The sequence below is a fragment of the Microbulbifer elongatus genome (assembly GCF_020524885.1).
In the GTDB taxonomy this organism is placed as follows: Bacteria; Pseudomonadota; Gammaproteobacteria; order Pseudomonadales; family Cellvibrionaceae; genus Microbulbifer; species Microbulbifer elongatus_A.
In genome coordinates this window covers 117,457-140,821 of sequence record NZ_JAIVKJ010000005.1, presented here as the reverse complement: position 1 = coordinate 140,821, position 23,365 = coordinate 117,457, and the positions used below count along the sequence as shown (strand labels likewise).

At 57.9% G+C, this 23,365-nt stretch carries 24 protein-coding genes and 2 tRNA genes; 5 read left to right on the top strand and 21 right to left on the bottom strand.

Annotation, left to right across the window (positions count from 1 at the left end; all coding sequences use genetic code 11):
• The first annotated feature begins 312 nt into the window (after nt 1–312).
• The 3 genes from LC059_RS16255 to LC059_RS16245 all read left to right on the top strand — a co-directional run bounded on the left by LC059_RS16255 (nt 313) and on the right by LC059_RS16245 (nt 4,054).
• Nucleotides 313–1,626, top strand: coding sequence for a PstS family phosphate ABC transporter substrate-binding protein (locus LC059_RS16255; protein ID WP_226704924.1), 1,314 nt, complete (start codon nt 313–315; stop codon nt 1,624–1,626).
• 47 nt (nt 1,627–1,673) lie between these two features.
• Nucleotides 1,674–2,582, top strand: coding sequence for a DUF6279 family lipoprotein (locus LC059_RS16250; protein ID WP_226704923.1), 909 nt, complete (start codon nt 1,674–1,676; stop codon nt 2,580–2,582).
• A gap of 197 nt (nt 2,583–2,779) precedes the next feature.
• Nucleotides 2,780–4,054 (top strand): aminotransferase class I/II-fold pyridoxal phosphate-dependent enzyme, encoded by a 1,275-nt coding sequence (locus tag LC059_RS16245; protein ID WP_226704922.1) that lies wholly within the window; start codon nt 2,780–2,782, stop codon nt 4,052–4,054.
• Between the two features lie 81 nt (nt 4,055–4,135).
• On the opposite strand, the gene LC059_RS16240 is transcribed toward LC059_RS16245, so the two are convergent.
• The 3 genes from LC059_RS16240 to LC059_RS16230 form a co-directional block, all read right to left on the bottom strand.
• On the bottom strand, nt 4,136–5,239 hold the full coding sequence (locus LC059_RS16240; protein WP_226704921.1) for a phosphoribosylaminoimidazolesuccinocarboxamide synthase: 1,104 nt from the start codon (nt 5,237–5,239) through the stop codon (nt 4,136–4,138).
• 125 nt (nt 5,240–5,364) lie between these two features.
• Nucleotides 5,365–6,501, bottom strand: a complete 1,137-nt coding sequence (locus LC059_RS16235) for an AI-2E family transporter (protein WP_226704920.1) — start codon at nt 6,499–6,501, stop codon at nt 5,365–5,367.
• Nucleotides 6,502–6,567: 66 nt separating this feature from the next.
• Entirely contained in the window at nt 6,568–6,852 is a 285-nt protein-coding gene (locus LC059_RS16230; protein ID WP_226704919.1) for a sulfurtransferase TusA family protein, read from the bottom strand.
• Nucleotides 6,853–7,022: 170 nt separating this feature from the next.
• Between LC059_RS16230 and LC059_RS16225 the strand changes: the two genes are divergently transcribed.
• Entirely contained in the window at nt 7,023–8,528 is a 1,506-nt protein-coding gene (locus tag LC059_RS16225) for a M48 family metalloprotease (RefSeq protein ID WP_226704918.1), read from the top strand.
• Nucleotides 8,529–8,581: 53 nt separating this feature from the next.
• Here LC059_RS16225 and nadA read toward each other — a convergent pair whose 3' ends face one another.
• The 18 genes from nadA to LC059_RS16135 all read right to left on the bottom strand — a co-directional run bounded on the left by nadA (nt 8,582) and on the right by LC059_RS16135 (nt 22,474).
• On the bottom strand, nt 8,582–9,658 hold the full coding sequence (nadA, locus tag LC059_RS16220) for a quinolinate synthase NadA (protein ID WP_226704917.1): 1,077 nt from the start codon (nt 9,656–9,658) through the stop codon (nt 8,582–8,584).
• A 201-nt stretch (nt 9,659–9,859) separates the two neighbouring features.
• Nucleotides 9,860–9,935, bottom strand: a tRNA-Lys gene (locus tag LC059_RS16215).
• Between the two features lie 131 nt (nt 9,936–10,066).
• A tRNA-Lys gene (locus LC059_RS16210) sits at nt 10,067–10,142 on the bottom strand.
• 172 nt (nt 10,143–10,314) lie between these two features.
• Entirely contained in the window at nt 10,315–10,989 is a 675-nt protein-coding gene (queC, locus tag LC059_RS16205; protein WP_226704916.1) for a 7-cyano-7-deazaguanine synthase QueC, read from the bottom strand.
• A 39-nt stretch (nt 10,990–11,028) separates the two neighbouring features.
• On the bottom strand, nt 11,029–11,700 hold the full coding sequence (gene queE / locus LC059_RS16200; RefSeq protein ID WP_226704915.1) for a 7-carboxy-7-deazaguanine synthase QueE: 672 nt from the start codon (nt 11,698–11,700) through the stop codon (nt 11,029–11,031).
• Nucleotides 11,701–11,884: 184 nt separating this feature from the next.
• Nucleotides 11,885–12,712 (bottom strand): tol-pal system protein YbgF, encoded by an 828-nt coding sequence (gene ybgF / locus LC059_RS16195; RefSeq protein ID WP_226704914.1) that lies wholly within the window; start codon nt 12,710–12,712, stop codon nt 11,885–11,887.
• Between the two features lie 9 nt (nt 12,713–12,721).
• Nucleotides 12,722–13,201 (bottom strand): peptidoglycan-associated lipoprotein Pal, encoded by a 480-nt coding sequence (gene pal / locus LC059_RS16190; protein WP_226704913.1) that lies wholly within the window; start codon nt 13,199–13,201, stop codon nt 12,722–12,724.
• 134 nt (nt 13,202–13,335) lie between these two features.
• Nucleotides 13,336–14,631 (bottom strand): Tol-Pal system beta propeller repeat protein TolB, encoded by a 1,296-nt coding sequence (gene tolB, locus LC059_RS16185; protein ID WP_226705024.1) that lies wholly within the window; start codon nt 14,629–14,631, stop codon nt 13,336–13,338.
• Nucleotides 14,631–15,392: a cell envelope integrity protein TolA gene (gene tolA / locus LC059_RS16180; protein WP_226704912.1), complete on the bottom strand. Its 762-nt coding sequence runs from the start codon at nt 15,390–15,392 to the stop codon at nt 14,631–14,633. The genes tolB and tolA overlap by 1 nt, the downstream gene beginning before the upstream one ends.
• A gap of 19 nt (nt 15,393–15,411) precedes the next feature.
• Nucleotides 15,412–15,843: a protein TolR gene (gene tolR, locus LC059_RS16175; RefSeq protein WP_226704911.1), complete on the bottom strand. Its 432-nt coding sequence runs from the start codon at nt 15,841–15,843 to the stop codon at nt 15,412–15,414.
• A gap of 20 nt (nt 15,844–15,863) precedes the next feature.
• The gene (gene tolQ / locus LC059_RS16170) at nt 15,864–16,553 is read right to left on the bottom strand and encodes a protein TolQ (RefSeq protein WP_226704910.1); all 690 of its coding nucleotides are present in this window, start codon (nt 16,551–16,553) and stop codon (nt 15,864–15,866) included.
• Nucleotides 16,554–16,556: 3 nt separating this feature from the next.
• Entirely contained in the window at nt 16,557–16,976 is a 420-nt protein-coding gene (gene ybgC, locus LC059_RS16165; RefSeq protein WP_226704909.1) for a tol-pal system-associated acyl-CoA thioesterase, read from the bottom strand.
• Nucleotides 16,977–17,102: 126 nt separating this feature from the next.
• Entirely contained in the window at nt 17,103–18,122 is a 1,020-nt protein-coding gene (gene ruvB / locus LC059_RS16160) for a Holliday junction branch migration DNA helicase RuvB (RefSeq protein ID WP_226704908.1), read from the bottom strand.
• Between the two features lie 64 nt (nt 18,123–18,186).
• Nucleotides 18,187–18,798 (bottom strand): Holliday junction branch migration protein RuvA, encoded by a 612-nt coding sequence (ruvA, locus tag LC059_RS16155; RefSeq protein WP_226704907.1) that lies wholly within the window; start codon nt 18,796–18,798, stop codon nt 18,187–18,189.
• Between the two features lie 20 nt (nt 18,799–18,818).
• On the bottom strand, nt 18,819–19,349 hold the full coding sequence (gene ruvC / locus LC059_RS16150; RefSeq protein WP_226704906.1) for a crossover junction endodeoxyribonuclease RuvC: 531 nt from the start codon (nt 19,347–19,349) through the stop codon (nt 18,819–18,821).
• A 177-nt stretch (nt 19,350–19,526) separates the two neighbouring features.
• Entirely contained in the window at nt 19,527–20,270 is a 744-nt protein-coding gene (locus LC059_RS16145) for a YebC/PmpR family DNA-binding transcriptional regulator (RefSeq protein WP_226704905.1), read from the bottom strand.
• A gap of 89 nt (nt 20,271–20,359) precedes the next feature.
• Nucleotides 20,360–22,138, bottom strand: coding sequence for an aspartate--tRNA ligase (aspS, locus tag LC059_RS16140; RefSeq protein ID WP_226704904.1), 1,779 nt, complete (start codon nt 22,136–22,138; stop codon nt 20,360–20,362).
• A gap of 78 nt (nt 22,139–22,216) precedes the next feature.
• The gene (locus LC059_RS16135) at nt 22,217–22,474 is read right to left on the bottom strand and encodes an FmdB family zinc ribbon protein (RefSeq protein ID WP_226704903.1); all 258 of its coding nucleotides are present in this window, start codon (nt 22,472–22,474) and stop codon (nt 22,217–22,219) included.
• Between the two features lie 311 nt (nt 22,475–22,785).
• On the opposite strand from LC059_RS16135, the gene LC059_RS16130 reads away from it, so the two are divergent.
• Nucleotides 22,786–23,217 carry an HU family DNA-binding protein gene (locus LC059_RS16130; protein ID WP_161857704.1) on the top strand — a complete coding sequence of 144 codons (432 nt, stop codon included), beginning with the start codon at nt 22,786–22,788 and terminating at the stop codon, nt 23,215–23,217.
• The last annotated feature ends 148 nt before the right edge of the window (nt 23,218–23,365 follow it).

The following is a 23,365-nucleotide window of genomic DNA, read 5'->3' as shown; positions in this document are numbered from 1 at the left end:
TTCAAGCGGCACCAAACTATCGCAAAAATCGGTTAAGCCGGCAGACTACGGCACTAGAGCACAAAAAACAAACACCCACCCAAAATCCCTGCACATCCTGGCCACAGGTCAGGATGTGCCGACTCTGGCGCCATCAGTTCACTCTGATTGCAATAACTTCGTCACACTTTTCTGCGATAAAGCGCGCGCCTACAGGAAGAGCAGACACACGGAATCGGTGGGCTGCCGTAACAGCTATTAATAGAAACAGGAACCTGCAAGGGGAGATCGATGGGACGCCGGCGAGTCATCAGGAGCGCATCATTATCAGTTTTGACCACTGTACTTTTTACCGCCGCACTTTTTCTGCTGGCTTGCGGTGATGCCGCAGCCCAGCCAAGCGCGAAGCCCCTATTCCGCCTCACTGGTTCAAACACTATCGGTGCCGACCTTGCTCCCGCGCACGTCAAAAGCTATCTGCACACCATTGGTGCTACGGATATTGCGCAGCGCAGTGAGGGTGAAAAGCACTGGATCCACGCCAGACTCAAGGGTGAGAAGGTGGTAGTACCAATCATTGCCCTCGGCTCCAGCACAGGTTTTAAAGCACTCGACGAAGGCAGCGCCGATATCGGCATGGCCTCGCGCAAGATCAAACCCAAAGAAGTTACCAAACTCTCCCGTTTTGGCGACTTCACCGGGCCACAGGCAGAACACGTGATCGGCCTGGATGCATTGGTGGTAACCGTGCACAGGGACAATCCGGTTTCCCAGCTCAGCATGACCCAGTTGGCACAGATTTACCGCGGAGAAATTCGAAACTGGGCGCAGCTCGGCGGCCCCAACCTGCCCATCCGGCCACTGCATCGGGATATCGAGTCCGGTACAAGGGCCACATTTGACGCCGAAGTGTTCGGCGGCAGCCACAGTGCCAAACCCTTTGTTTATGAAGTATCAGGCAACCACGAGACTCGCTCATTGGTACAGCAGGATCGCGCCGCCATCGGTTACCTGCCATTTGCCGACGCGCATGGCTTGCACAAGGTGGCAATCAAGTCTGGTGACCTCGCCGCTGTGGTGCCCGACCGTGGCATCATCGCCACCGAGGACTTCCCCCTCACCCGGCGACTCTACCTCTACCGCAATCCGGGGCGCTTCAATGCCCATGTGGATGCCTTTATCCAATTTGTCGAGTCACAAAACGGCCAGCAGGTGGTGGCGGATATCGGATTTATCAATCTGACACCAGTGGCGCTGGAAGTGGCACCCTATGCCAATGCGCCAGACAACTACCGCCAGCTGATGGAAAACGGTTCGCGCTTGAGCATTTCCTTTCGTTTTGCCGACGGCAGCACCGAACTCGACAACCGCGCCCTGCGCGACCTGCAAAGGTTGCGGGACTTTATGGGAGAAGAAAAAAATAGCGACCTGTCCCTGACACTAGTTGGCTTCTCCGACCGCAAGTCCAACCAGAACATATCCGACCTGATTTCCCGCTTTCGCGCCCTCAAAGTACAGGGCGCGCTACTCCGCAGTCACCAGATGGGCGACAGCAAGATCATGTCTGTTGGAGCCTTTGCGCCCCTGACCGTGGACAGCGAACACGGACCGGTCAAAAACAGCCGGGTGGAAGTCTGGATCAACTAAGCGTATGAAAGTCGCGGAGGCGTCGGGCAGGATCTATATTTATCGCCATGAATGCCTCTCACCTCACTCGGCACCTGGCACAGCAGCTAACGCAGCAGCTAGCACTGAGCCGACCGCCATCGATCCTCCGCCTATTCTGCGCCGCCCTGGCGCTGCTGCTTTTGTTTTCCAGCGGCTGCTCCAGTGTGCGCCTTGTCTACGGCCACCTCGACTGGTGGATGGACCGAAACCTCAATAAATACCTCGACCTCGATGGCGCCCAGGAAGACCTGCTGTCGCTGCGCGTGGACGAATTCCACCGCTGGCATCGCCAGACTCAACTGCCCCGCTACGCTGCCTATCTTGAATCACTCGCTGCCGATGTCGATTCACCCGACGCCAACCTGAAAAAGCTGAAACACATCGAAGACCAGGTGGATACCTTCTGGCACTCATCGGTGGTAATGCTGAGTGACCTGTTGCTTCCGCTGGTGATTCAGCTGGACGATCAACAAATTGACCGGCTGGAGGAAAACGTGCGCGAGGAGCGCGAGGAATCCCTGAAGAAGTGGGAAAAATCCAAACGTAAACGGGAAAAAGAATTTCGCAAACAGGCGGAACGCTGGCTTGGCGACCTGACCCCGGAGCAGGATGCCATGATCGATCACCAGGTAGCCACCACCACGTTTGACCCCAAGCGCCGGGATGCGCAACGCCAACTGTGGGCAAAACAGTTTATTGGAACACTGCGCAGCAAGCCTGAGGGGTATGAGAGTCAGTTGCGGGAAATGCTCATCAATCCGCAGTCGCTGTGGCCCGAGGATTACCGCAAGATGCAGGAGCAATTGCGTGCGCAGGCCAGGTCACTGGCCGGTGACGTACTGAAAAGTACCACCCCAGAGCAGCGTGCCCACCTGAAATCCAGCCTGCTCGATTATGCCTCGGACTTTCGGATCCTCGCTGCCCAGGAACACTGAGTGTCATGGAGAACAACACCAAAGTCCGAATAAAAATGGATTGATGCCATACCGTTTCACCCGAAACAAATTTTCTGCCAATAAACCCTGTTTTTACCGGGATTTTCGTTAAAAAAATGTCAGAAAACATGACGCCATCTGTCCGCGCCTGATAAGCTCCTGCTCCGCAAACACCAGTCAACAGGAGAGGAATTTCCGTGCGTATCGACACCGCCCAACGCGAACAGCTGCAACAATGGGAAAAAGAGCTGGAGCAACAGTACCAGCGTATTTGCCAGCATAACCTGAGCCTGGATATTACCCGCGGTAAACCGGCGGCGGATCAACTGAGCCTGTCCGACGACCTCGACGGTATTCTCAACGGCGACTATCGCGCACCCGACGGTACCGATACCCGCAATTACGGTGGCCTCGAAGGTATCGCCGTGGCCCGCGAACTGGGGGCCGATATACTGCAGGTTCCATATGAAGAGGTTCTCGCGGGTGGCAACAGCTCCCTGACTCTCATGTATCACGCGGTACTCACCGGCTACCTGTTCGGTTTTGCCGGCAACCAGCCGTGGAAAGACATGAGCGCACCCAAGTTCCTGTGCCCGGTGCCCGGTTACGACCGTCACTTCTCCATCTGTGAACAACTGGGTATCGCGATGGAAACGGTACCGATGACCGCCACAGGCCCGGACATGGATGTGCTGGAGAAGAAGGTTCGCGAAGACGACCAGGTTATCGGTCTGTGGTGTGTACCCAAGTTTTCCAATCCAACCGGCGTTACCTACGACGCGGACACCGTCGACCGCCTGGCGCAACTGGGCAAGATCGCCAACCCGGGGTTCCGTATTTTCTGGGACAACGCCTACGCGATCCACGACCTGGACCATCAAGTTGCGCTTCCGAATATCCGGGACGCAGCCCTGGGCAATGAAACGGCCGACTCGGTACTGCAGTTTGCCTCCACTTCCAAAGTCACCCATGCCGGTGCCGGTGTCGCCTTCGTCAGCGCCAGCCCCGCGAACCTGGCATCTCTGAAGCAGCAGATGTCGGCCATGAGCATCGGCCCGGACAAAGTCAACCAGCTGCGCCACGCGCGCCTGTTCCCTGAACTGACCCAGCTTAAGGAGCACATGCAGAAGCATGCGGAGATCCTGCGCCCGAAGTTCGCGTGCGTACTGGATCACCTGGACAAAAATTTCAGCGACTCCGATGTGGGCACGTGGGAGACGCCACTTGGCGGTTACTTTGTTTCCTTCAATACCCGCCCGGGTGTGGCCTCGGAAGTGATCCGCCTATCCGCTGAAGCGGGAGTAAAACTGACCCCGGCCGGCGCCACCTTCCCCTATGGAAAAGATCCGGAGAACACCAACATCCGTATCGCCCCGAGCTTCCCGCCTCTGGAAGAGCTGGATACCGCCATGTCGGTTTTTGTACTGTGTGTGAAGCTGGCGAGTGTGAGAAAGGCGCTGGAAGCCGCCTGACTTTCCAGACCGCTGTTTTCCAGCCTCCGAAACGAAAAAACCCGGCAAGCTTGCCGGGTTTTTTTATTCCTCACAAAGCGGTCATTCGATCAGGCCGTATTCCTCTCGCAACACCTTGACGATTTCCGCCTTGGGGTTATCAGAGATTTCCAGCTTCTCACCGATGATCTTTTCCGCGATACCCACGTAAGTGGCGGACACGTCCATCAACATGGATTCGGGGAGCTCGTTGTCCCTGGCCAACGCTTCGCGTTCGTCCATACGATCCTTGTTCAGCAGGATGTCGGGGTCCGGGAAATGATTCAGCAGAGCCTGACGGAAACCTTCTTTGGAATTTTCCACCACCTGGCCACTGCGGTATTGGGCGCCGTCCCAGATGCGCGAGGAATCCGGAGTACCTACCTCGTCCATATAGATCAGCTTTTCATTGCCATCCACATCCGTCACATAGCCGAATTCAAACTTGGTATCGACAAATACCTGGTCCAGTTTTTCCAGCTCTGCGGAAATAACATCAAAGCCCTCTTTCAGCAGCTGCTCGTAACGGCCGATATCCCCGGCGCTGCGGAAATTGAACGCGGCAAAGTTGTCTTCGATATTTTTGCGGGTGATATTGACGTCGTCCGCCTCGGGGACACCGGGAATCCCTTTCAGGATTCCCTTGGTGGAGGGGGTAATCAGCAGCTCTGGGAGTTTCTGGTCCTTGTTCAGGCCATCGGGGAGTTGAATACCGCAGAACTCGCGCTCGCCTTTACTGTAAGCACGCCACATGGAACCGGTAATGTACTGGCGGGCGATCGCCTCGATCATCACTGGGCGCGCCTTTTGCACAATCCACACCGCCGGGTGCGGGATATCCAGGATGTGGCTGTCCGCCAGCCCCTTTTCCTTGAACAGCTTGAACCAGTGGTTGGCAATCGCATTGAGCGCCGCGCCTTTGCCCGGCACACCGCGCAGGTTGCCTTCGCCGGTCCAAATACAGTCAAAAGCGGAAATACGATCGGAGATCACCATGACTGCCAGCGGTGCATCCGGTGCCACCGGGTAGCCCTTCTCCTGGATCAGGCGGCGGCTGTCCGCCTCAGTCAACCAGTAGACGGAGCGGACTTTGCCACTGTGAACAGGCTTGTCGGTGCGGATTGGCAGGTCGTTGTTTACTGCCAGTACTTTGTCGGCAAGGCTCATGGAATTTCCTAATTGGTTAATCGGGACTACCCCCGAAACAGGCGGCGAACTCTAGCAAATCGGGACGATTCGAGACAGCCTCTTTGCGTACTCGCAGCAGTCTCACTGTGGGCTCGCGCGAGCGATCAGTCGCGGATCGTTTCGTCTGCGGAATCCATTGGCGCATCGACCAACGGTGCCTCCAACCCCTCCCGTGCCTGCCATTCCGCCTGGTGCTCGCTGGTAGGCCAGGCGTTCAGGATGGCCTTTGTCAGCGTAGCGAGAGGAATCGCGAAGAACACACCCCAGAATCCCCAAATTCCACCGAACACCAACACCGCGAGGATGATGGCTACCGGGTGCAGGTTTACCGCCTCGGAAAACAGGATCGGCACTAGCACGTTGCCATCCAGCAGCTGGATCATGCCGTAGGCGAACATAAGCCAGAAAAATTCACTGCTCCAGCCCCACTGGAAGAGCCCAATGGCCGCCACCGGAATGGTCACCACAGCAGCGCCTATATACGGAATCAGTACCGATAGGCCCACGGCAACCGCCAGCAGCAACGCATAGTTAACACCCAGCAGCAGGAAAGCGATGTAGCTGACCACCGCCACAATGGCGATCTCGATCACCTTGCCACGCACATAGTTGGCGACCTGGTCGTTCATCTCGTACCAGATCTGGCGCAGCATCGGTCGCTGGTTGGGGAGAAAGGATGCACACCAGCCCAGCAGCTTGTTCGAATCCTTGAGGAAGAAAAATACCAGAATTGGCACAATCACCACATAGATGAGTACGGCAGCGAGTATCGGCAGGTTGGCGAGGGAGAAGGTCAACACCGTCTGCCCCATTGTTCCGAGTTCGCTGCCCAGCGTGGTAAAGATCTCATCAATCTGCTGCGCAGAAACCAAGCGCGGGTACTGCTCAGGCAGTAGCAACAGCAATTCCTGCCCGCGATCGATCATGTTCGGCAGCTCGGAAAACAGTCGTACCGTCTGGCGCGAGATGATCGGCATCACCACAAACAGCAGGCCGACGATGGTGCCCACCAGCACCAGACAGGCGATAGTAACCGCCAACCAGTGTGGCGCCTTCCACGACTGTAGCCGCTGCACCATTCCCTGCATCAGAAAGGCGATCACCAGTGCGGCCAACACTGGCGCCAGCACGCTCCCCAGTGTCGCCAGAACGACCATGGCGGCCAGTAGCAGCAATACCAGCAGTACTACCTCTTCCTGGCTGAAATAGCGATTTATCCAACCCCTAATAATCGCAAGCATAGAAACCTGTTCTCTCGAAATACGGTGCTTGTCTGATTGTGTAGTTCAACCGACAAGGTTATTTATTTAGTTACTTTCGGCCACCCGTTGCAGCCAGTAGTGAAACTCCGCCCCGCGGGTTTCAGCACGCAGCAACGGTACACCACTGAGCGCACAAAAGCTGCGTATATCCCGCTCAGATGCTGGATCCGTAGCCGCCAGGTGTAACAGCGCCCCCGGCGCCAGTTGCTTCATCGCCCTGCGCATCGCCAGCAGAGGCTGCGGGCAGGGAAGGCCCCGGGCATCTACCCTGTAAGCAGAGTCCCAATCAAACTCCGCGGCTGCCGCAGCGACCTTTGACTTATTGGTCATAATACGTTGATGTAGTAAAGAACCGTTAACGCCGCGAATTATAACGGCGCCTCCCGGTCAATGGGTCATCGAGCAGAACCTTTTACCGCGAAACTGATCAAAACCTCGACAGTCTCACAGGGTTACGTATAGTGTTAGCGGTGGGCAACCCGGCAGGCGCAGTAGAGAATATGACCGAGATCCTTACATCATTCAGCCAACCCTGGAAGCGCCGCTGGCAGCGGTTGTGTCGGGGTACTGCCGGCGTGGCTGCCGGCCTGCTGCTGGGCACCGCTCCCATCGCCGCCACCGCCCAGGACGACCACCACATCCAGCTCCCGCAGTTGGGAGATTCCAGCAGCGGCCTGGTATCCCGAGCGCGGGAAAAGGATCTTGGTCAAATGTGGCTGCGCATGTTCCGCAGCCAGGTGCGCACCTCCAGCGACGCGCTACTGCAGCAGTATGTGGAGAATTCCCTCAAGTCCCTCGCCGAATACAGCCCCCTGGAAGACAAAAGCCTCGATGTCGTTGTGGTCAACAACGACACCATGAACGCCTTCGCCGTACCCGGAGGTGTGGTCGGTGTGCACACAGGCCTGTTCCTGTTCGCTGAGAACGAAGACCAGTTTGCCTCAGTACTCGCCCACGAACTGGCGCACCTCAGCCAGCGCCACTACGCCCGCTCTTTAGAAGCCCAGCGCAATAGCACCATACCGACTCTGGCCGGGATGCTCGGCGCATTGGTACTGGCAGCCACCGCCGGGGGCGATGCGGGGCTCGCCGCCATGACGGCCACCCAGGCCGCGGCACTGGACAATCAACTGCGCTTCTCGCGCCAGAACGAACAGGAAGCGGATCGGGTCGGAATTGAAACGTTGGCCAAGGCGGGACTGGATCCACAGGCCGCCGGCGAGATGTTCGAACAGATGCTCAAGGCGACCCGTTACTACCGTCGCCCACCCGAGTTCCTACTCACCCACCCGGTGACAGAAAAGCGGATCGCAGATGCCAAGCTGCGCGCCAACCGTATGGACAAGGTTCCTCTGCGGGATAGCCGCGAGTACCACCTCATGCGCGCGCGTATCCGCGTGAACGCCGAGGCCACGCCGCAGCAGGCGGTGAAGCGCTTCCAGGCAGAGCTGCGCGGTATCAATGACAACGAAGATGCCGCCCGCTACGGCCTGGCCCTGGCGCAAACCGCCGCCGGCAAACCGGATACCGCACTGGAAACACTTCAGCCGCTACTGGACAAGGAGCCGGATAAAGACGCCTTTATCCTCGCCCGAGCCGATGTCGACGTAGCGCGCCATGACTACAGCAGCGCTACCCGGCGCCTGCAGAGTGCGGTGAACAAGAATCCGAAAAACCACGCGCTGATCATGGGGTTGGCGAATACGCACTTCAAAGCCGGCAACTACCTGGCCGCCGAGCGCATCCTGAAAAAACACAGTCGTATCCGCCGCAAGGATCCCGCTGTCTGGTATCTACTCGCGGAAACCCACGGTCTCGCTGGCGATATCGTCGGTGTGCATGAGGCCCGCGCGGAGTACTACATTCTCAACGGCGTGTTCGACAAGGCGTTACAACACCTGCGCCACGGTGTGCGCCTGGCCAAGAACGATTACCAGACCCATGCGATTCTGGAACAGCGGATGAAAGATGTGATCAAGATGCAGGAGAAGGCAAAAGAGCTTTGATTTTTTCCTGAGTTTGTAAAAAAAAGAGCGGTAATTGCCGCTCTTTTTTATTCTCAGTCCAGAGGCTTGCGGAAATCCAACATCCGCTGCAGCGGTATCATCGCCCGCTTGCCCAGCTCCGGATCGACAAGAATTTCGTTGTCCCCGCGCTCAAGAACCCCACACAGATTTTCCAGCGAGTTCATGGCCATCCACGGGCAGTTTGCACAGCTGCGACAGGTCGCACCAGAGCCAGCAGTAGGCGCAACGATTAGCTCCTTGTCCGGACACTCCTGCTGCATCTTGTAGAAAATGCCCTGATCCGTCGCAACAATAAACTGCTTGTTGGGGCGGGTTTTCGCCGCGTTGATAATCTGCGAGGTGGAGCCGACGACGTCTGCCAGTTCCACCACTGCCGCCGGGGATTCCGGGTGTACCAGCACCAGCGCATCAGGGTAGAGCGCCTTAAGGTCCGCCACCCCTTTCGCCTTGAATTCCTCGTGCACGATACACGCAGCGTCCCACAACAGAACGTCAGCGCCGGTCTGCTTTTGCACGTAACTACCGAGATGCTTGTCCGGCGCCCACAGGATTTTCTCTCCCTGGGCGTCCAGGTGATCGACGACGTCGAGCGCAATACTGGATGTCACCACCCAGTCCGCGCGCGCCTTTACCGCCGCCGAGGTATTGGCATAAACCACTACCGTGCGGTCTGGGTGCTGATCGCAGAACGCGGAAAACTCTTCGATCGGGCAGCCAAGGTCCAGAGAGCAGGTAGCCTCCAGGGTCGGCATCAATACGCGCTTGTTCGGGGTGAGGATCTTGGCGGTTTCCCCCATGAACTTCACCCCGGCCACGATCAGGGTATCCGCCTGGTGCTGGGCACCAAAGCGCGCCATCTCCAGCGAGTCTGACACGCAACCGCCGGTCTCTTCGGCCAGCTGCTGAATCAGCGGGTCGGTGTAGTAGTGGGCAACCAGCACCGCATTCTGCTCTTTCAGCAGACGTTTGATACGCTCGCGCCAGAGGTTCAACTCCTCTTCGCTATATTCGTGCACTGCCGGGTGCGCCAGGTGATCCTGGATGAAGTCACGCGCATCAATCGCATTGGGCGCCGGGCTGCTGGCAATTTTTTCGCTGCTGTCTGTCATGAGTCTCTGATACTGCCGGGAAAAGGCGGCATTATACCGATCCGGAAAAATTTCGCCGGACTACGCAAACGATAGCCGACGGACGATAGTCGGGAATAGGTACCGCGAACCAGTGGTCTTTTGCACAGGAAATTCTAAGGTCGCGAAGCCGTGGCACCGAACTGCCCTGAAATTTTTTTGGGGGGGATAATCTTGAGGAAATGGTGGGTCGTGCTGGATTCGAACCAGCGACCAATTGGTTAAAAGCCAACTGCTCTACCAACTGAGCTAACGACCCTTAAGATTGCCTGACACCTACCCTATCGGTCGACGCTCGGCTAACTACTTGTATAACCCGACTTGCGGCAGGTTCTTTAATGGTTACTGGCTCGAAAAAACGCTTCGGAAAGCCAGCAACAGGAGGGAAGATGGTGGGTCGTGCTGGATTCGAACCAGCGACCAATTGGTTAAAAGCCAACTGCTCTACCAACTGAGCTAACGACCCTTGACCCCTCAACCTGAGGAGCTGCGTATCTTACGGATCTAATTCGAAAACACAAGACCCGATTACAAAAAAATTACCTGCAAATATAAGGGCTTAGGAGCCCTCAGCTGAGGCCGCAAGGAGCCATGGACCCAAGCTAACGAGCGCCCTTGGCGGAAGCCAAGGTATGCCCTCAGGCGTAGATCGTAGGATCTTCCAGCCCTGCCTCAGCAAAGCCCGCAGCGCGCAGGCGGCAACTATCGCAGCGACCACAAGCCGCACCGTCGCTTTGCGCCTGGTAACAGCTCACCGTCAGGCTATAGTCAACACCCAGCTCCGTCCCGCGCTTGACGATGTCCGCCTTGCTCATCTTCATCAGCGGCGCATGTATCGTGAGCTTGTTGCCCTCAACGCCGGCCCTTGTCGCCAGATTAGCCATTTTTTCGTAGGCATCGATGTACTCGGGTCGGCAATCCGGGTATCCAGAGTAGTCAACGGCGTTCACGCCCACAAAAATATCCTGAGCCCCCAGCACCTCGGCCCATCCCAGAGCGATGGACAGGAAGACGGTGTTGCGCGCGGGCACATATGTGACCGGAATACCAGAGGTTTCCTCTTCCGGCACATCAATGTTGTCGTCGGTCAGCGCCGAGCCACCAATGACCCGAAGGTCGAGCTTAACCACCTTGTGCTCGCTGGCATCAAGATCCGCGGCCACCCGCTGTGCAGCCATCAGCTCCGCGCTGCTGCGCTGACCGTAATCAAACCCGAGTGCAAAACATTGATAGCCCTCGGCGCGAGCCATGGCGAGAACGGTAGCGGAGTCCAGTCCTCCAGACAGCAAAACGACAGCTTTCTTGTCACTCATAGCACAATCCATATTCTCAGGTTTCGGTTTAGCCCGCGCTCAGACCCCGGGCACATCGCCCCACAGTAGTTTGTGCAACTGCATCTGCATACGTACCGGTAGACCATCTTCCAGGATCCACTCCGCCAATTGGCGCGGGGCCAACTGCTCGTAGCTCGGGGAAAAAAGCACTTCGCCGACACGGTCCGCCAGCTGATACTGGTCCAGGGTAAACCTGGCCCAGTCGTAATCGCCGCGGTCGCAGATCACAAACTTGACCTGGTCGTGGCGCCCCAACAACGGAATATTCTCCATCCGGTTGCGGGACTGCTCGCCGGAGGCAGGGGTTTTCAAATCCACCACCCGCGAGACCCGGGGATCTACCGCATCCACCGGCATGGCACCACTGGTCTCCAGTGACACCTTGAAGCCCGCGTCACATAGGGCTCTCAGCAGCGGGATACAGTTGGGCTGTGCCAGCGGCTCGCCACCGGTAACACACACGTGGCGGGCGGGGTGACTATCAACCTTCTGCAAGATTTCCGCCAGCGTCATACGCTCGCCGCCATAGAAGGCATATTCGGAGTCGCAATAGGTGCAGCGCAGCGGGCAGCCAGTGAGACGCACAAATACCGTGGGCAGTCCGGAATCCCGAGCCTCCCCCTGCAGAGAATAAAAGAGTTCGCTGATCCGCAGCGACTCAGCGGTCAGGTCGATGCTCGTCGGAACCATCCCGGATTGCTCTATGTTTGCTTCACCCATATCTCGCCGCAGCTACCTCTCTGGTGTCAACGGCGATTAGCAGCGCCGGACACCCATATAAAAACGCCCGGGAGGCTAATGCCACCCGGGCGCGGGATCATAGAGTTTTTTTGATCACAAAACCAGCACCCTGCCGGCGCAGGGCAGTCGCCTACTAGAAGTTTTCCTTCAGGTACTGCTTCGCCAGCCCGGAGGCTCGCTGGTCGCTGGCAGCAACCTGCTCCAGCAACTCTTTGGCCTTGGTCTTGTCACCCAACTGGTAGTAAACGGTTCCCAGCTTGTAGCGTCCGTCCCAGACCTTGCTGGAATTGGGATAGCCGTCAAGCAATGCCACAAACCAGGTGCGGGCCTCTTCGATATTGCCCTGTACCAGCGCTATTTCACCCAGCCAGTAATTGGCGTTGGGGGCATACTGGCCATTGGGGTAGTCATCGAGCAGGCTCTTGAATGCCTTGCTGGCACCATCGTAATCGCCATTCCGCGCCAGACCGAAGCTGGCCTGGTAGCGGTCGCGCTCATTTTCACTGGCTTCTGGCGCGGGGCTACCGTTCGCCGAGGGCTGCTGCGAGGCCGAATCTGCGTCCGCATTGCCGGATACCGGGGCGTCGCTCGCCGGCGTATCGCCGGTCAGCTTGGAAATTCTCCGATCGAGGTCCATGTAGTCTTCGGTGCGCTGCTGGCGCAACCGCTTGACCTCGTGCCTCAGTTCTTCAACCGCACCGCGCAATTCCTGTACTTCCTGCTGCAGAACCTGCATCTGGTAGTAGGCCTCGGCCTGGGGATTTGCCTGCAGGCTGCCAGCCGATGTATCGGCGCGGCTTGCCAGGTGGGGATAGCTAGGAGGCGGGGGCGTTGCAGTGCCGCGATTACTGGTGCTGCCACTGGACAGATCAACAATCGGGGCCTGCGAGAATACGGGCGAAGCCGCAGCCATAAAGGCTGCGGCTACCGCGATACTTCTAATCAGAAAAGACAATTGCATGCTTCCGGATTAGTTGATTACCACGCGACGGTTCATGGCACGGGCGCTCTCGCTGGAACCTTCCTGCGCAGGACGCTCTTCACCGTAGCTGATCACTTCCAGGTTGGCTGCGTTTACACCTTGCAGCACCAGGAAGTCGCGAACGGCGTTTGCACGACGCTCACCCAGAGCCAGGTTGTACTCACGGGTACCCAGTTCGTCAGCGTGACCTTCCAGACGTACGGTGCCGCTGGTAGAGGCGCGCATACGGTCAGCGTGCTTGATCAGCAGCTCACGGGTGGAGGGCTTCAGCAGGCTCTGGTCGAAGTCGAAGTAAACGACGTTGTCCAGCGGAACTACGGTTTCGGTAACCGGAGTTTCATCAACTACCGGAGGAGGGGTTTGCTCAACCATCTGGTTGGCGCTGTCATCGGTGTCGGTGCTGGAACAACCGGCCATTACTGCCAGTACGCAAGCCAGACCCAAGCCGGTTTTTACTGATTTAAACATAAACAACTCCGCTTTAGTGTTATCGAGAAATCCTGTAAGGGGTAAAACCCGGTATTAAATCAGGGTTTCGCTTCTTCTTATTTGTCTGATCTCACACTTGGCGCAAAAAAATAAGAAATGCGCCAAGTACTGCATCAATCAAAGTAAGGCGACCACGCCGGCTCGCGGACATTTCCCTGCTGAGAAGGCAGGCTGTATTTAACCCCGGCATCCAGCGACACCGCAGCTAGAATACCCTTGCTCCCCCGCTTGGTGGCGTACATCAGCATCGCGCCATTGGGCGCAATACTCGGGGATTCGTCCAGGCGCGTCTCCGTAAGGACACGCATTCTGCCGGATACGATGTCCATCGTAGCGATAGTAAATACCCCCCTGCTACGATGCACCATAACCAGCGTTTTGCCATCCGGGGAAACCCGCGGACGCGCGTTGTAGTCGCCGTCGAAGGTTAAGCGGTCTACTTGACCCGTGGCAAGAGTCAATTGGTAAATTTGTGGCTTTCCTCCCCTATCCGAGGTAAAAACCAGTGATTTTCCGTCCGGCATCCAGTTCGGCTCGGTATCAATGGAGAAGTGGCGGGTCATACGGGTGAACCTGCCGCTTGCCAGATCAAGCACATAGATTTCCGGGTTGCCATCTTTCGACAGCACCATGGCCAGCTTGCTGCCATCCGGCGACCAGGTCGGCGAGCTGTTGAGCCCCTTGAAGTTGGTCAATTGCTGGCGGGCGCCGGTGCGCAGGTTCTCGCGAAAAATCGCCGGGCGACCAGTCTCGAAAGAGACATAAGCCACTTCCTGCCCGTTGGGCGACCAGCTGGGCGACATCACCGGCGCACTGAAGCGGCGGATCTGACGCGAGCGGGCACCGTCGATATCTGACAACATCAGCGCATAGCTGGGCTGACCACCCCGCTGGGTCTCCTGCACATACACCATCTGGGTGCCAAAGGCCCCTCGAATACCGGTAATGGCCTCGAAAATTTCATCGGCGGCGCGGTGCGCGATATCCCGCAACTGCTGGGCACCGCCGGTTACCTGCTTGGTGAACATCTTGCTCTGGCCAAAGATATTTACCAGATCAAAACTCAGCAGGTAGCCTCCCGCCTGTGGCTGCATACGTCCGGTTACCACATACTCGGTGCCGAGCATACGCCAGTCGCGGAAACTCACCTGCTCCGGTGTTTTCGGAAATGACAGCATGTCGTCACGCGGCACCGGGGCAAACAGGCCGCTGCGGCGCAGGTCCGCGGAAATAATGGAAGAGACATCCTCCGGCAACACGCCGCTGCCGGACCAGTCGAACGGAACAACTGCGATCGGCGTGGGATCCTGGTTTCCATCGACAATTTCCACCACCAGCTGAGCGTGGGCGGACACCGCCAATACACAGCTCACCAGGGTGGCAAAAAAGTAAGAGACTGTTTTTTTCATCATTGGCGCAGGCCTTCGACTCTGAATATCAGTTTGGTGGTTCGTATCTGGCGCTCAAACAGCGACGGTTCTTCACGGGCCACGTCGGCCACTTCAGGGAATACTTCTACCTTCTTGACCGCAGTCAGCACCGATCTATCCACAGCGGCGTTGCCGCTGCCTTTGGTGATGGTTGAGGCCACCACCCTACCGGTGGGTACAAAATTGATCTGCACTTCCACCACCATGCCATTACGGGCACTGGGTGGACGGCTCCATACCGCCTCGATGCGCTGCTGGATTGCCTGGGCAACGGACATGACCGCCGCAGAATCATTGCTGGCCTCCTGCAGTGCCTCTTCATCTTCGAGTGCGTCCTCAAACGCGCTCATGCGCTCCTGCTCCAGCCGCTCCTTGCGCTCTTTTTCCTTACGGGCTTTTTCTTCGGCTTCGCGCTTTTTACGGGCCTCGTCCGCCTTGCGCTTCTTCTCTACTTCCTGCTTTTTCTTGCGCTCTGCTGCCGCTTTGCGTTTTTTCTCGGCTTCCGCCTGACGCTGACGCTCCAGCTCCTGCTGGCGGCGCTTCTCGCGCAAATCTACTTTGGGCGGCGCCTTGGGCTTGTCGGACTTGGACTCCAACTGAACCAGCTTGGCCTGCACAAATTTTGGCATGGGCTTGAGCTCACGCTTGTGCTCTGCCTCCCACCCAAAGGTGAGCACCGCAATCAAAAGCGCGTGCAATGCCACACTGATAACGATAGCCGGGCCGTAAGAGGCTTTCATAGTCGTCTCTCGCCCCGGATCACTCTGACGGTGGCTCGGTGACAAGCCCGACGCTGGGCGCACCCGCCTGCTGCAGCTGGGTCATGGCGCCCACAATCAGGCCGTACTTGGCATCGGTATCGCCCCACACCAGCACCGGCGTTTTCGGCTTTTGGCGAAGCACCTTGGCCACCGTATCCTTGATTTCCTTCAGAGGCTTGGCAACTTTTTCATCGTCACCAAGGTTCAGGTAATAAGTGCCATCGGCCTTCACTGACACAATCAGCGGTTCATCGTCGGTGTCATCAATGGGAGCCGAGGGGGCATCCGGCAGATCCACCTTTACGCCCTGCATCAGCAGCGGAGCGGTCACCATGAATACGATTAGCAGCACCAGCATCACGTCGATGTAGGGCACCACATTGATCTCGGAGACCAGCTTGCGCTTCGGGGCCTTGCGAAAATTGCTCATAGCTTCGCTGTCCTCGCGCCTCAGCTAGCGTGCACTTTGCGATGGAGAATGGAGGAGAACTCTTCGGCGAAGGTCTCGTAGCTGGAAAGCAGCCACTCCGCCTTGGCCGAGTAGCGGTTGTACGCCATCACCGCGGGAATCGCGGCAAACAGGCCCATAGCGGTCGCGACCAGCGCCTCGGAGATGCCCGGGGCAACCGTGGCGATAGTGGCCTGATGCATAGTGGCAAGGCCACGGAAGGAGTTCATGATGCCCCACACAGTGCCAAACAGGCCGATATACGGACTGACCGAACCGACAGTAGCGAGGAACGGCAGGTTCATTTCCACCTTCTCCTGCTCCCGGGACATGGCCACCCGCATGGCGCGTTCGGTACCTTCCATCACGGCCGCCGGGCTGCTTTTACCCTGCTGACGCAGACGGGTGAATTCGGTAAAGCCAGCACGGAACAGAGATTCCACACCATCAATATTGCCCTTTTCGGCGGCAGCATTGCCATCGCGGAACAGTTGGTTGAGATCCGAACCGGACCAGAACTTGCGTTCAAAATTGATCATGGACTTGCGGGCGCGGGACAGGTAAGTGCCGCGCTGAATGATCATCACCCAGGAAATCACCGAGGCCAGCAATAGCATCAGCATCACCAACTGCACCAATAGACTGGCGCTGGAAATCAGGCCCCACAGGGAAAGTTGTTCACCGGCATTCATGTTTTAACTCGCTGCCTTCAATGCTTGATAGATGGTTTCAGGTAATGCGCAGGGTTTGCGGCTGGTGTCATCCACACAGGCCACTTTGACCACGCCCTCACAAATAATTTCATTGTCGCGCCAGATTTTCTGCTCAAAGGTAATGGCGGCGCGACCGAGCTTGCCAATACTGGCGGAGGCACGCAACTGGTCGTCGAGCATTGCAGACCGTCGATACTGAATCTCCGCTGAATGTACCACCAGCAACAGCCCCTGCTGTGGCATGGCGGGCTTATCATAGCCGAGGGCGCGGACCAATTCTGTGCGCGCGCGCTCCATATACTTTAAATAATTGACGTAATAGACGATTCCGCCAGCGTCCGTATCCTCGATATAGACACGGATGGGGATATTGAATGGTTCTGTGGAGAAGGCTTCTGACACATGCCGTCCTTAAGTTGCCGACCGCAAACGCGTTTTTGTTGTTGATAGCGGTTTGGGATCCGCCGGCGAGACTTCAATTCTCGAACCGGCGATGGCGGAACATGCTACAGGATCGCGACCGGTTCGTCAGGTGCGGTCGGGCTTGGGAATGCCAAAATGTTCGTACGCCAGTGCGGTTACCACACGACCACGCGGGGTACGCGCCAGATAGCCCTGCTGAATCAGGTAAGGTTCCAGCACATCCTCAATGGTATCCCGCTCTTCGCTGACCGCCGCCGCCAGACTGTCGACACCCACCGGACCACCGTCGAACTTCTCGATCATGGTCAGCAGCACACGGCGATCCAGCTGGTCGAAACCACTTGCATCGACATTGAGCATATTCAACGCCCGGTCGGCGGTATCCGAGCAAACGTGGCCGTTGCCTTTCACTTCCGCGTAGTCCCGCACCCGACGCAGCAGGCGGTTGGCGATACGCGGAGTACCGCGGGCGCGCCGCGCCACTTCAAGGGCGCCCCCCTCATCCATATCCACACCCATCAACCTGGCGGAGCGGGCGACAATACTGGTGAGATCCCCCACCGAGTAGAACTCGAGACGTTGCACGATGCCGAAGCGGTCACGCAGTGGCGAGGTCAGCAGGCCGGCGCGGGTGGTGGCCCCAACCAGGGTAAATGGCGGCAGATCCAGCTTGATGGAGCGCGCTGCAGGCCCCTCGCCGATCATGATATCCAGCTGATAGTCCTCCATCGCCGGATACAGCACCTCTTCCACGTGCGGGCTGAGGCGGTGAATTTCATCGATAAACAGTACATCCCCAGGCTCGAGATTGGTCATGATAGCCGCGAGATCGCCGGCTTTTTCCAGTACCGGGCCGGAAGTCGTCTTGATCGCCACCCCCATTTCCGCCGCGATGATATTGGCCAGCGTGGTTTTACCGAGACCAGGCGGACCAAACACCAGGGTGTGATCCAGCGCCTCTTTGCGCAGCTTGGCCGCCTGGATAAAAATTTCCATCTGCTCCCGCACCACCGGCTGCCCCACATAGTCGGACAGGGACTTGGGGCGCACGGCGCGGTCGTACTGCTCTTCTTGCCCGGTGGGGCCTATGGGTTCGGGTGCAATCAGGCGGTCGGCTTCAATCACGGGGCTATCTCGATTCTTTTCTCGGACACTACGTCTAGGGCAATACGCTGGCGCGGGTATCGCGTCAGGCTGGCGCCATGCTCTTCAGAGCAAGGCGAATCAGGGTGGCGCTGTCAGCTTCCGGCTGCTCCTTCGCAGCGCGCGCGACCATCTTGGAGGCGTCGGTAGGTTTGTAGCCCAGCGCCGCCAGGGCGCTTTCCGCCTCCCCGGCGTGGTCAATTTTCGGCTCGGCACTGGTGGACATCAGCGGGATATCGCCGAGATCGCCGGTTTGCGGGGAGAGCTTGCCGCGCAGTTCAATGATCAGTCGCTCGGCGGTTTTCTTGCCCACACCCGGTACTTTCACCAGCGCTCCCACGTTGTCGTCCGCCACACAGCGCGCCAGGGCGGCACCGTCGAGGCCGGAGAGGATCGCCAGCGCCATCTTCGGCCCGACACCATTGACCTTGATCAGGGTACGAAACAGCTGTCGGTCCGTTTCGCGGATAAAGCCAAATAGCTGCTGAGAGGTTTCAGAAACCGCCAGGTGGGTATGCAACTGCACACTGCCGCCCAGCTGGGGCAGCTCAAAAATGGTGGTCATAGGGGCCAGCACTTCATAGCCCACGCCCTGAACGTCGACCAGTAGTTGCGGGGGCTGCACGGCAGCCAGTTTGCCGGTGAGTCTTCCGATCATTCTTATTCCAATTTCATCAATTAAATTACGCTCAGGCGCCCGCGGCGGAAGCGCGCCCGCGATCCCGCCGACGACTGAATCAGCGTCTGCATGGTATGCATATGGCAGAGCGCCACGGCCAATGCATCCGCCGCGTCTTCCTGCGGCGAAGCGGGCAACTTCAGCAGGGTTTTCACCATATGCTGCACCTGCAGCTTGTCTGCGCCACCGTTACCCACCACCGCCTGCTTGACCTTTCGCGCTTCGTATTCCGCGACCGGCAGATCCGCATGGGTGGCGGCGACGATGGCGGCCCCCCTCGCCTGCCCCAATTTCAGCGCGGAACCGGCACTCTTGGACATGAACACGTTTTCAATGGCCATTTGTTGGGGCTGGTACTGCTGGGCGATCTGACTGACGGCGTCGAAAATCAGCTTGAGGCGCTCGGGCAGCGGACCGTCCGGGAGCTTGATGACGCCGCTAGCGACATAGCGGGCGTTCGAGCGCTCGACATCGATCAGGCCGTAACCGGTTTTGCGCGAGCCGGGATCAATGCCCAGAATTCGGGTCACGGCGGACTACCCCCTGTACATTTATACAATTGTTGCGGGAAGTGTCCCAAGGTGGCGGCGGTGCGTCAAGGCGGGAGGGGCGCAAATCAGCCAGATACAAAAATGCCCCGGGATACGGGGCACTTTCAAGTCGCGAGCGTTCAGGTCGCGAATGCAAAAATCGCGAAAGCAGTCGTATCAGGCGAGTTCGGCCATAACGTCTTCGGGGATTTCGGCATTGGTGTACACATTCTGGACATCGTCCAGATCTTCCAGCATATCCACCAGCGCCAGCACCTTCTCCGCACCATCCTTGTCCAGCGGAATGGTGGTGGAGGGAATCATGGCGATTTCAGCGTTATCGGGCTTGAAGCCGGCCTCGGTCAGGGCGTCCTTCACCGGCATGTAGTCGGTGAACTCGGTGGAGACCTCGATGCTGCCATCGTCATTGGTCTCGATATCTTCCGCACCCGCTTCCAGGGCCGCCTCCATCAGGGCATCTTCGTCCACGCCCGGCTCGTAGTACATTTGCCCCTTGCGGGAGAAGAGGTAGGCCACGGAACCGTCGGTGCCCAGATTGCCACCGCGCTTGGTGAAGGCGTGGCGCACCTCGGCGACGGTGCGGTTACGGTTGTCGGTCAGGCACTCCACCAACACCGCTACACCGCCAACGCCGTATCCTTCGTAGGTCACCGCTTCATAGTTGTCACCGTCGGCATTGCCGGCGCCGCGGGCGATGGCCTTGTCGATGGTATCGCGCTTCATGTTCGCGCCAAGAGCTTTATCAATGGTGGCGCGCAGCGTGGGGTTGTCATCGGGGTTGGCACCGCCTTTCGCCGCTACGGTGAGCTCGCGAATGATCTTGGTGAAAACCTTGCCCCGCTTGGCATCCTGAGCGGCCTTGCGGTGCTTGATGTTGGCCCATTTACTGTGTCCTGCCATCGATATTTCTCCGGTCTTTCTTCAATCTGTCTCCCCACAGGAGCCCGCTGGCGGACTCCTGCGGCGGTACTACTACATTAACCTACGTCTTAGCCGACCTGCTCTTCCTTCTGGCGCAGGCGAATACTCAGTTCACGCAACTGCTTGGCGTCAACCGCTCCGGGTGCGTCAGTCATAACACAGGCCGCACTCTGGGTTTTCGGGAAAGCGATGACGTCGCGGATGGAATCGCTGTCGGTCATCAGCATCACCAGGCGGTCGAGGCCGAAGGCCAGACCACCGTGGGGCGGCGCACCGTACTTCAGCGCATCAAGCAGGAAGCCGAACTTCTCGCGCTGCTCTTCGGCGGCGATACCGAGGGCGCGGAATACGGTTTGCTGCATATCCTGGTTGTGGATACGAATGGAACCACCACCCAGCTCGGTGCCGTTCAGAACCATGTCGTAGGCGCGGGACAGGGCTTCCAGTGGATTGGCTTCCAGCTCTTCCGGGGAGCAGGACGGCGCGGTGAAAGGGTGGTGCAGCGCGGTGACACTGCCGTCGTCGTTCTCTTCAAACATCGGGAAGTCCACCACCCACAGCGGCGCCCACTCGGCCACGTATAAGTTGAGGTCTTCACCCAGCTTGCAGCGCAGTGCACCCAGCGCTTCGGAAACGATTTTGCCCTTGTCGGAACCGAAGAAGATCAGGTCGCCATTCTCCGCCTGTACGCGGTCGAGAATCGCTCCACGCACCTCGTTGGGCAGGAACTTGACGATCGGCGACTGCAGGCCGTTTTCCAGATCGGACTTGTCGTTGACCTTGATGTAGGCCAGACCCTTGGCGCCGTAAATGGAGACGTACTTGGTGTAATCGTCGATCTGCTTGCGGGTCAACTTGTCGTTGCCACCGGGCAGTTTCAGTGCAGTAACACGCCCCTTCGGATCATTGGCCGGGCCGGAGAACACCTTGAAGTCCACTTCTGTCATCAGGTCCTTGATGTCCACCAGCTCCAGCGGGATACGCAGGTCCGGTTTGTCGGAACCGAACTTGGCCATCGCCTCACTAAATGGCATGCGCGGGAATTCGCCCAACTCCACACCTTTCAGCTCTTTGAACAGCTTGCGGATCATGTTCTCGGTGATGGACATGATGGCATTTTCATCGAGGAACGCGGTCTCGATATCGATCTGGGTGAACTCCGGCTGGCGGTCAGCGCGCAGATCTTCGTCGCGGAAGCACTTGGCAATCTGGTAGTAACGATCGAAGCCGGACACCATCAGCAGCTGTTTGAACAGCTGCGGAGACTGCGGCAGCGCGAAAAACTTGCCGCCGTGGGTGCGGCTCGGCACCAGGTAATCGCGGGCACCTTCCGGGGTAGCACGGGTCAGGATCGGAGTTTCGATATCCAGAAAGCCCTCGCCGTCCAGGTAGTTGCGGATGGCGTTGGTGATTTGCGAGCGGAAACGCAGATTGCGCTGCATTTCGGTGCGGCGCAGGTCCAGATAGCGGTACTTGAGGCGCACGTCTTCGCCAACAGCGGTGTGCTCGTCCAGCTGGAAGGGAGGGGTTTCCGCACTGTTGAGGATCTCCAGCTGCAGGCCGTACACCTCGATCTCACCGGTAACCATGTTCGGGTTTACCGCTTCCGGGGCACGGGCACGCACGCGGCCGGTGACCTTCAGGACATACTCACTGCGCACGCGGTCGGCGAGTTCGAAGTGCTCTGCGGCATCCGGATCGAATACCACCTGCGCGATACCGTCGCGGTCGCGCAGGTCGATGAAGATGACCCCACCGTGATCGCGGCGGCGGTCTACCCAGCCACACAGGGTTACTTCGCGGTCAATATCGGCGGATCGCAGGGCGCCACAGTAGTCGGTGCGCATGGAGTCTTATTCCCTTAGTAATGTTTCAATTCTGCTTGCTGATCTGAGGGTTGCCGGATCCAGCCCGGTCCAGATCTCTCAGCTGGCTTTGGATTCTGTGCCATTTCCGCTGCTGGTGGACTTGGCGGCGTCCCCGGCAAGATTCTTCTTGCTGCCGGTTTTAAAGTCGGTTTCGTACCAGCCGCCGCCCTTGAGGCGAAAACCGGCGGCACTGATCTGTTTGCTCAGTTCCGCTTTGTTACAGGCGGGACAGTCTGTCAGCGGAGCGTCGCTCATACGCTGCAGAGCTTCCATATGGTGGCCACAGGCCTTGCACTGGTATTCGTAGATAGGCATCGCGGTGTACCTGGATCTCACTGAATATAAAGGGGCGCAGATTATACATGAGCACCCGCGAGGGAAGAAGGAGCCAATGTTTTGCGCAGACAGGGTGCTCCCGACGCCGGTACACAACCGCCATTGAGGGCCATTTTTCGAGCAAAACCCTGTAAAAAAGCACTTTTTTTCTGTTTTTACCCCGTGCGTGCGGACAAAAACTGGATATACTTCAGCTCAGTACTTGGGTACGCCCTGGCGCCGCAGCCGGGTCAACCTTGATGTACACACACTTTCACTGGAAAAAACACTTAAATAAAAGGAAGCTAGCTATGGCCGCGAAGAAGAAAGCAGCAGCTAAGAAAGCCCCCGCCAAGAAGACTGCAGCCAAGAAGGCTCCAGCCAAGAAAGCAGCAGCCAAGGCCGCACCCAAGGCCAAGAAAGTGACTGCAATCAAAGATAAGTACACCAAAACCCAGATCCTGAACCAGATCGCCGAGAACACCGAGCTGTCCCGCAAGCAGGTACAGTCTGTTCTGGACGAGCTGACCGATCTGATCGAAGGCCACGTGAAGAAGCGCGCGGTCGGCGAATTTGCTCTGCCAGGCCTGATGAAAATCACTACCGTGAAGAAGCCTGCCAAGAAAGCGCGTAAGGGCATCAATCCCTTTACTGGCGAAGAAACCGTGTTCAAGGCCAAGCCTGCGAGCATCCAGGTAAAAATCCGCCCGCTGAAGAAGCTGAAGGAAATGGCCGAGTCCTGAGTCTCGCCACTTTCAGCCAAGAGAACCCCGCTTTTGCGGGGTTTTCTGTATATGAGCCCCTCTACTCCGTCTCCTCTACCAATAGGGGCCCCCGGCAGCGTAAAATGGCCGCCCTTCGAAATTCACCGACACTAGATACTAAAAGAAA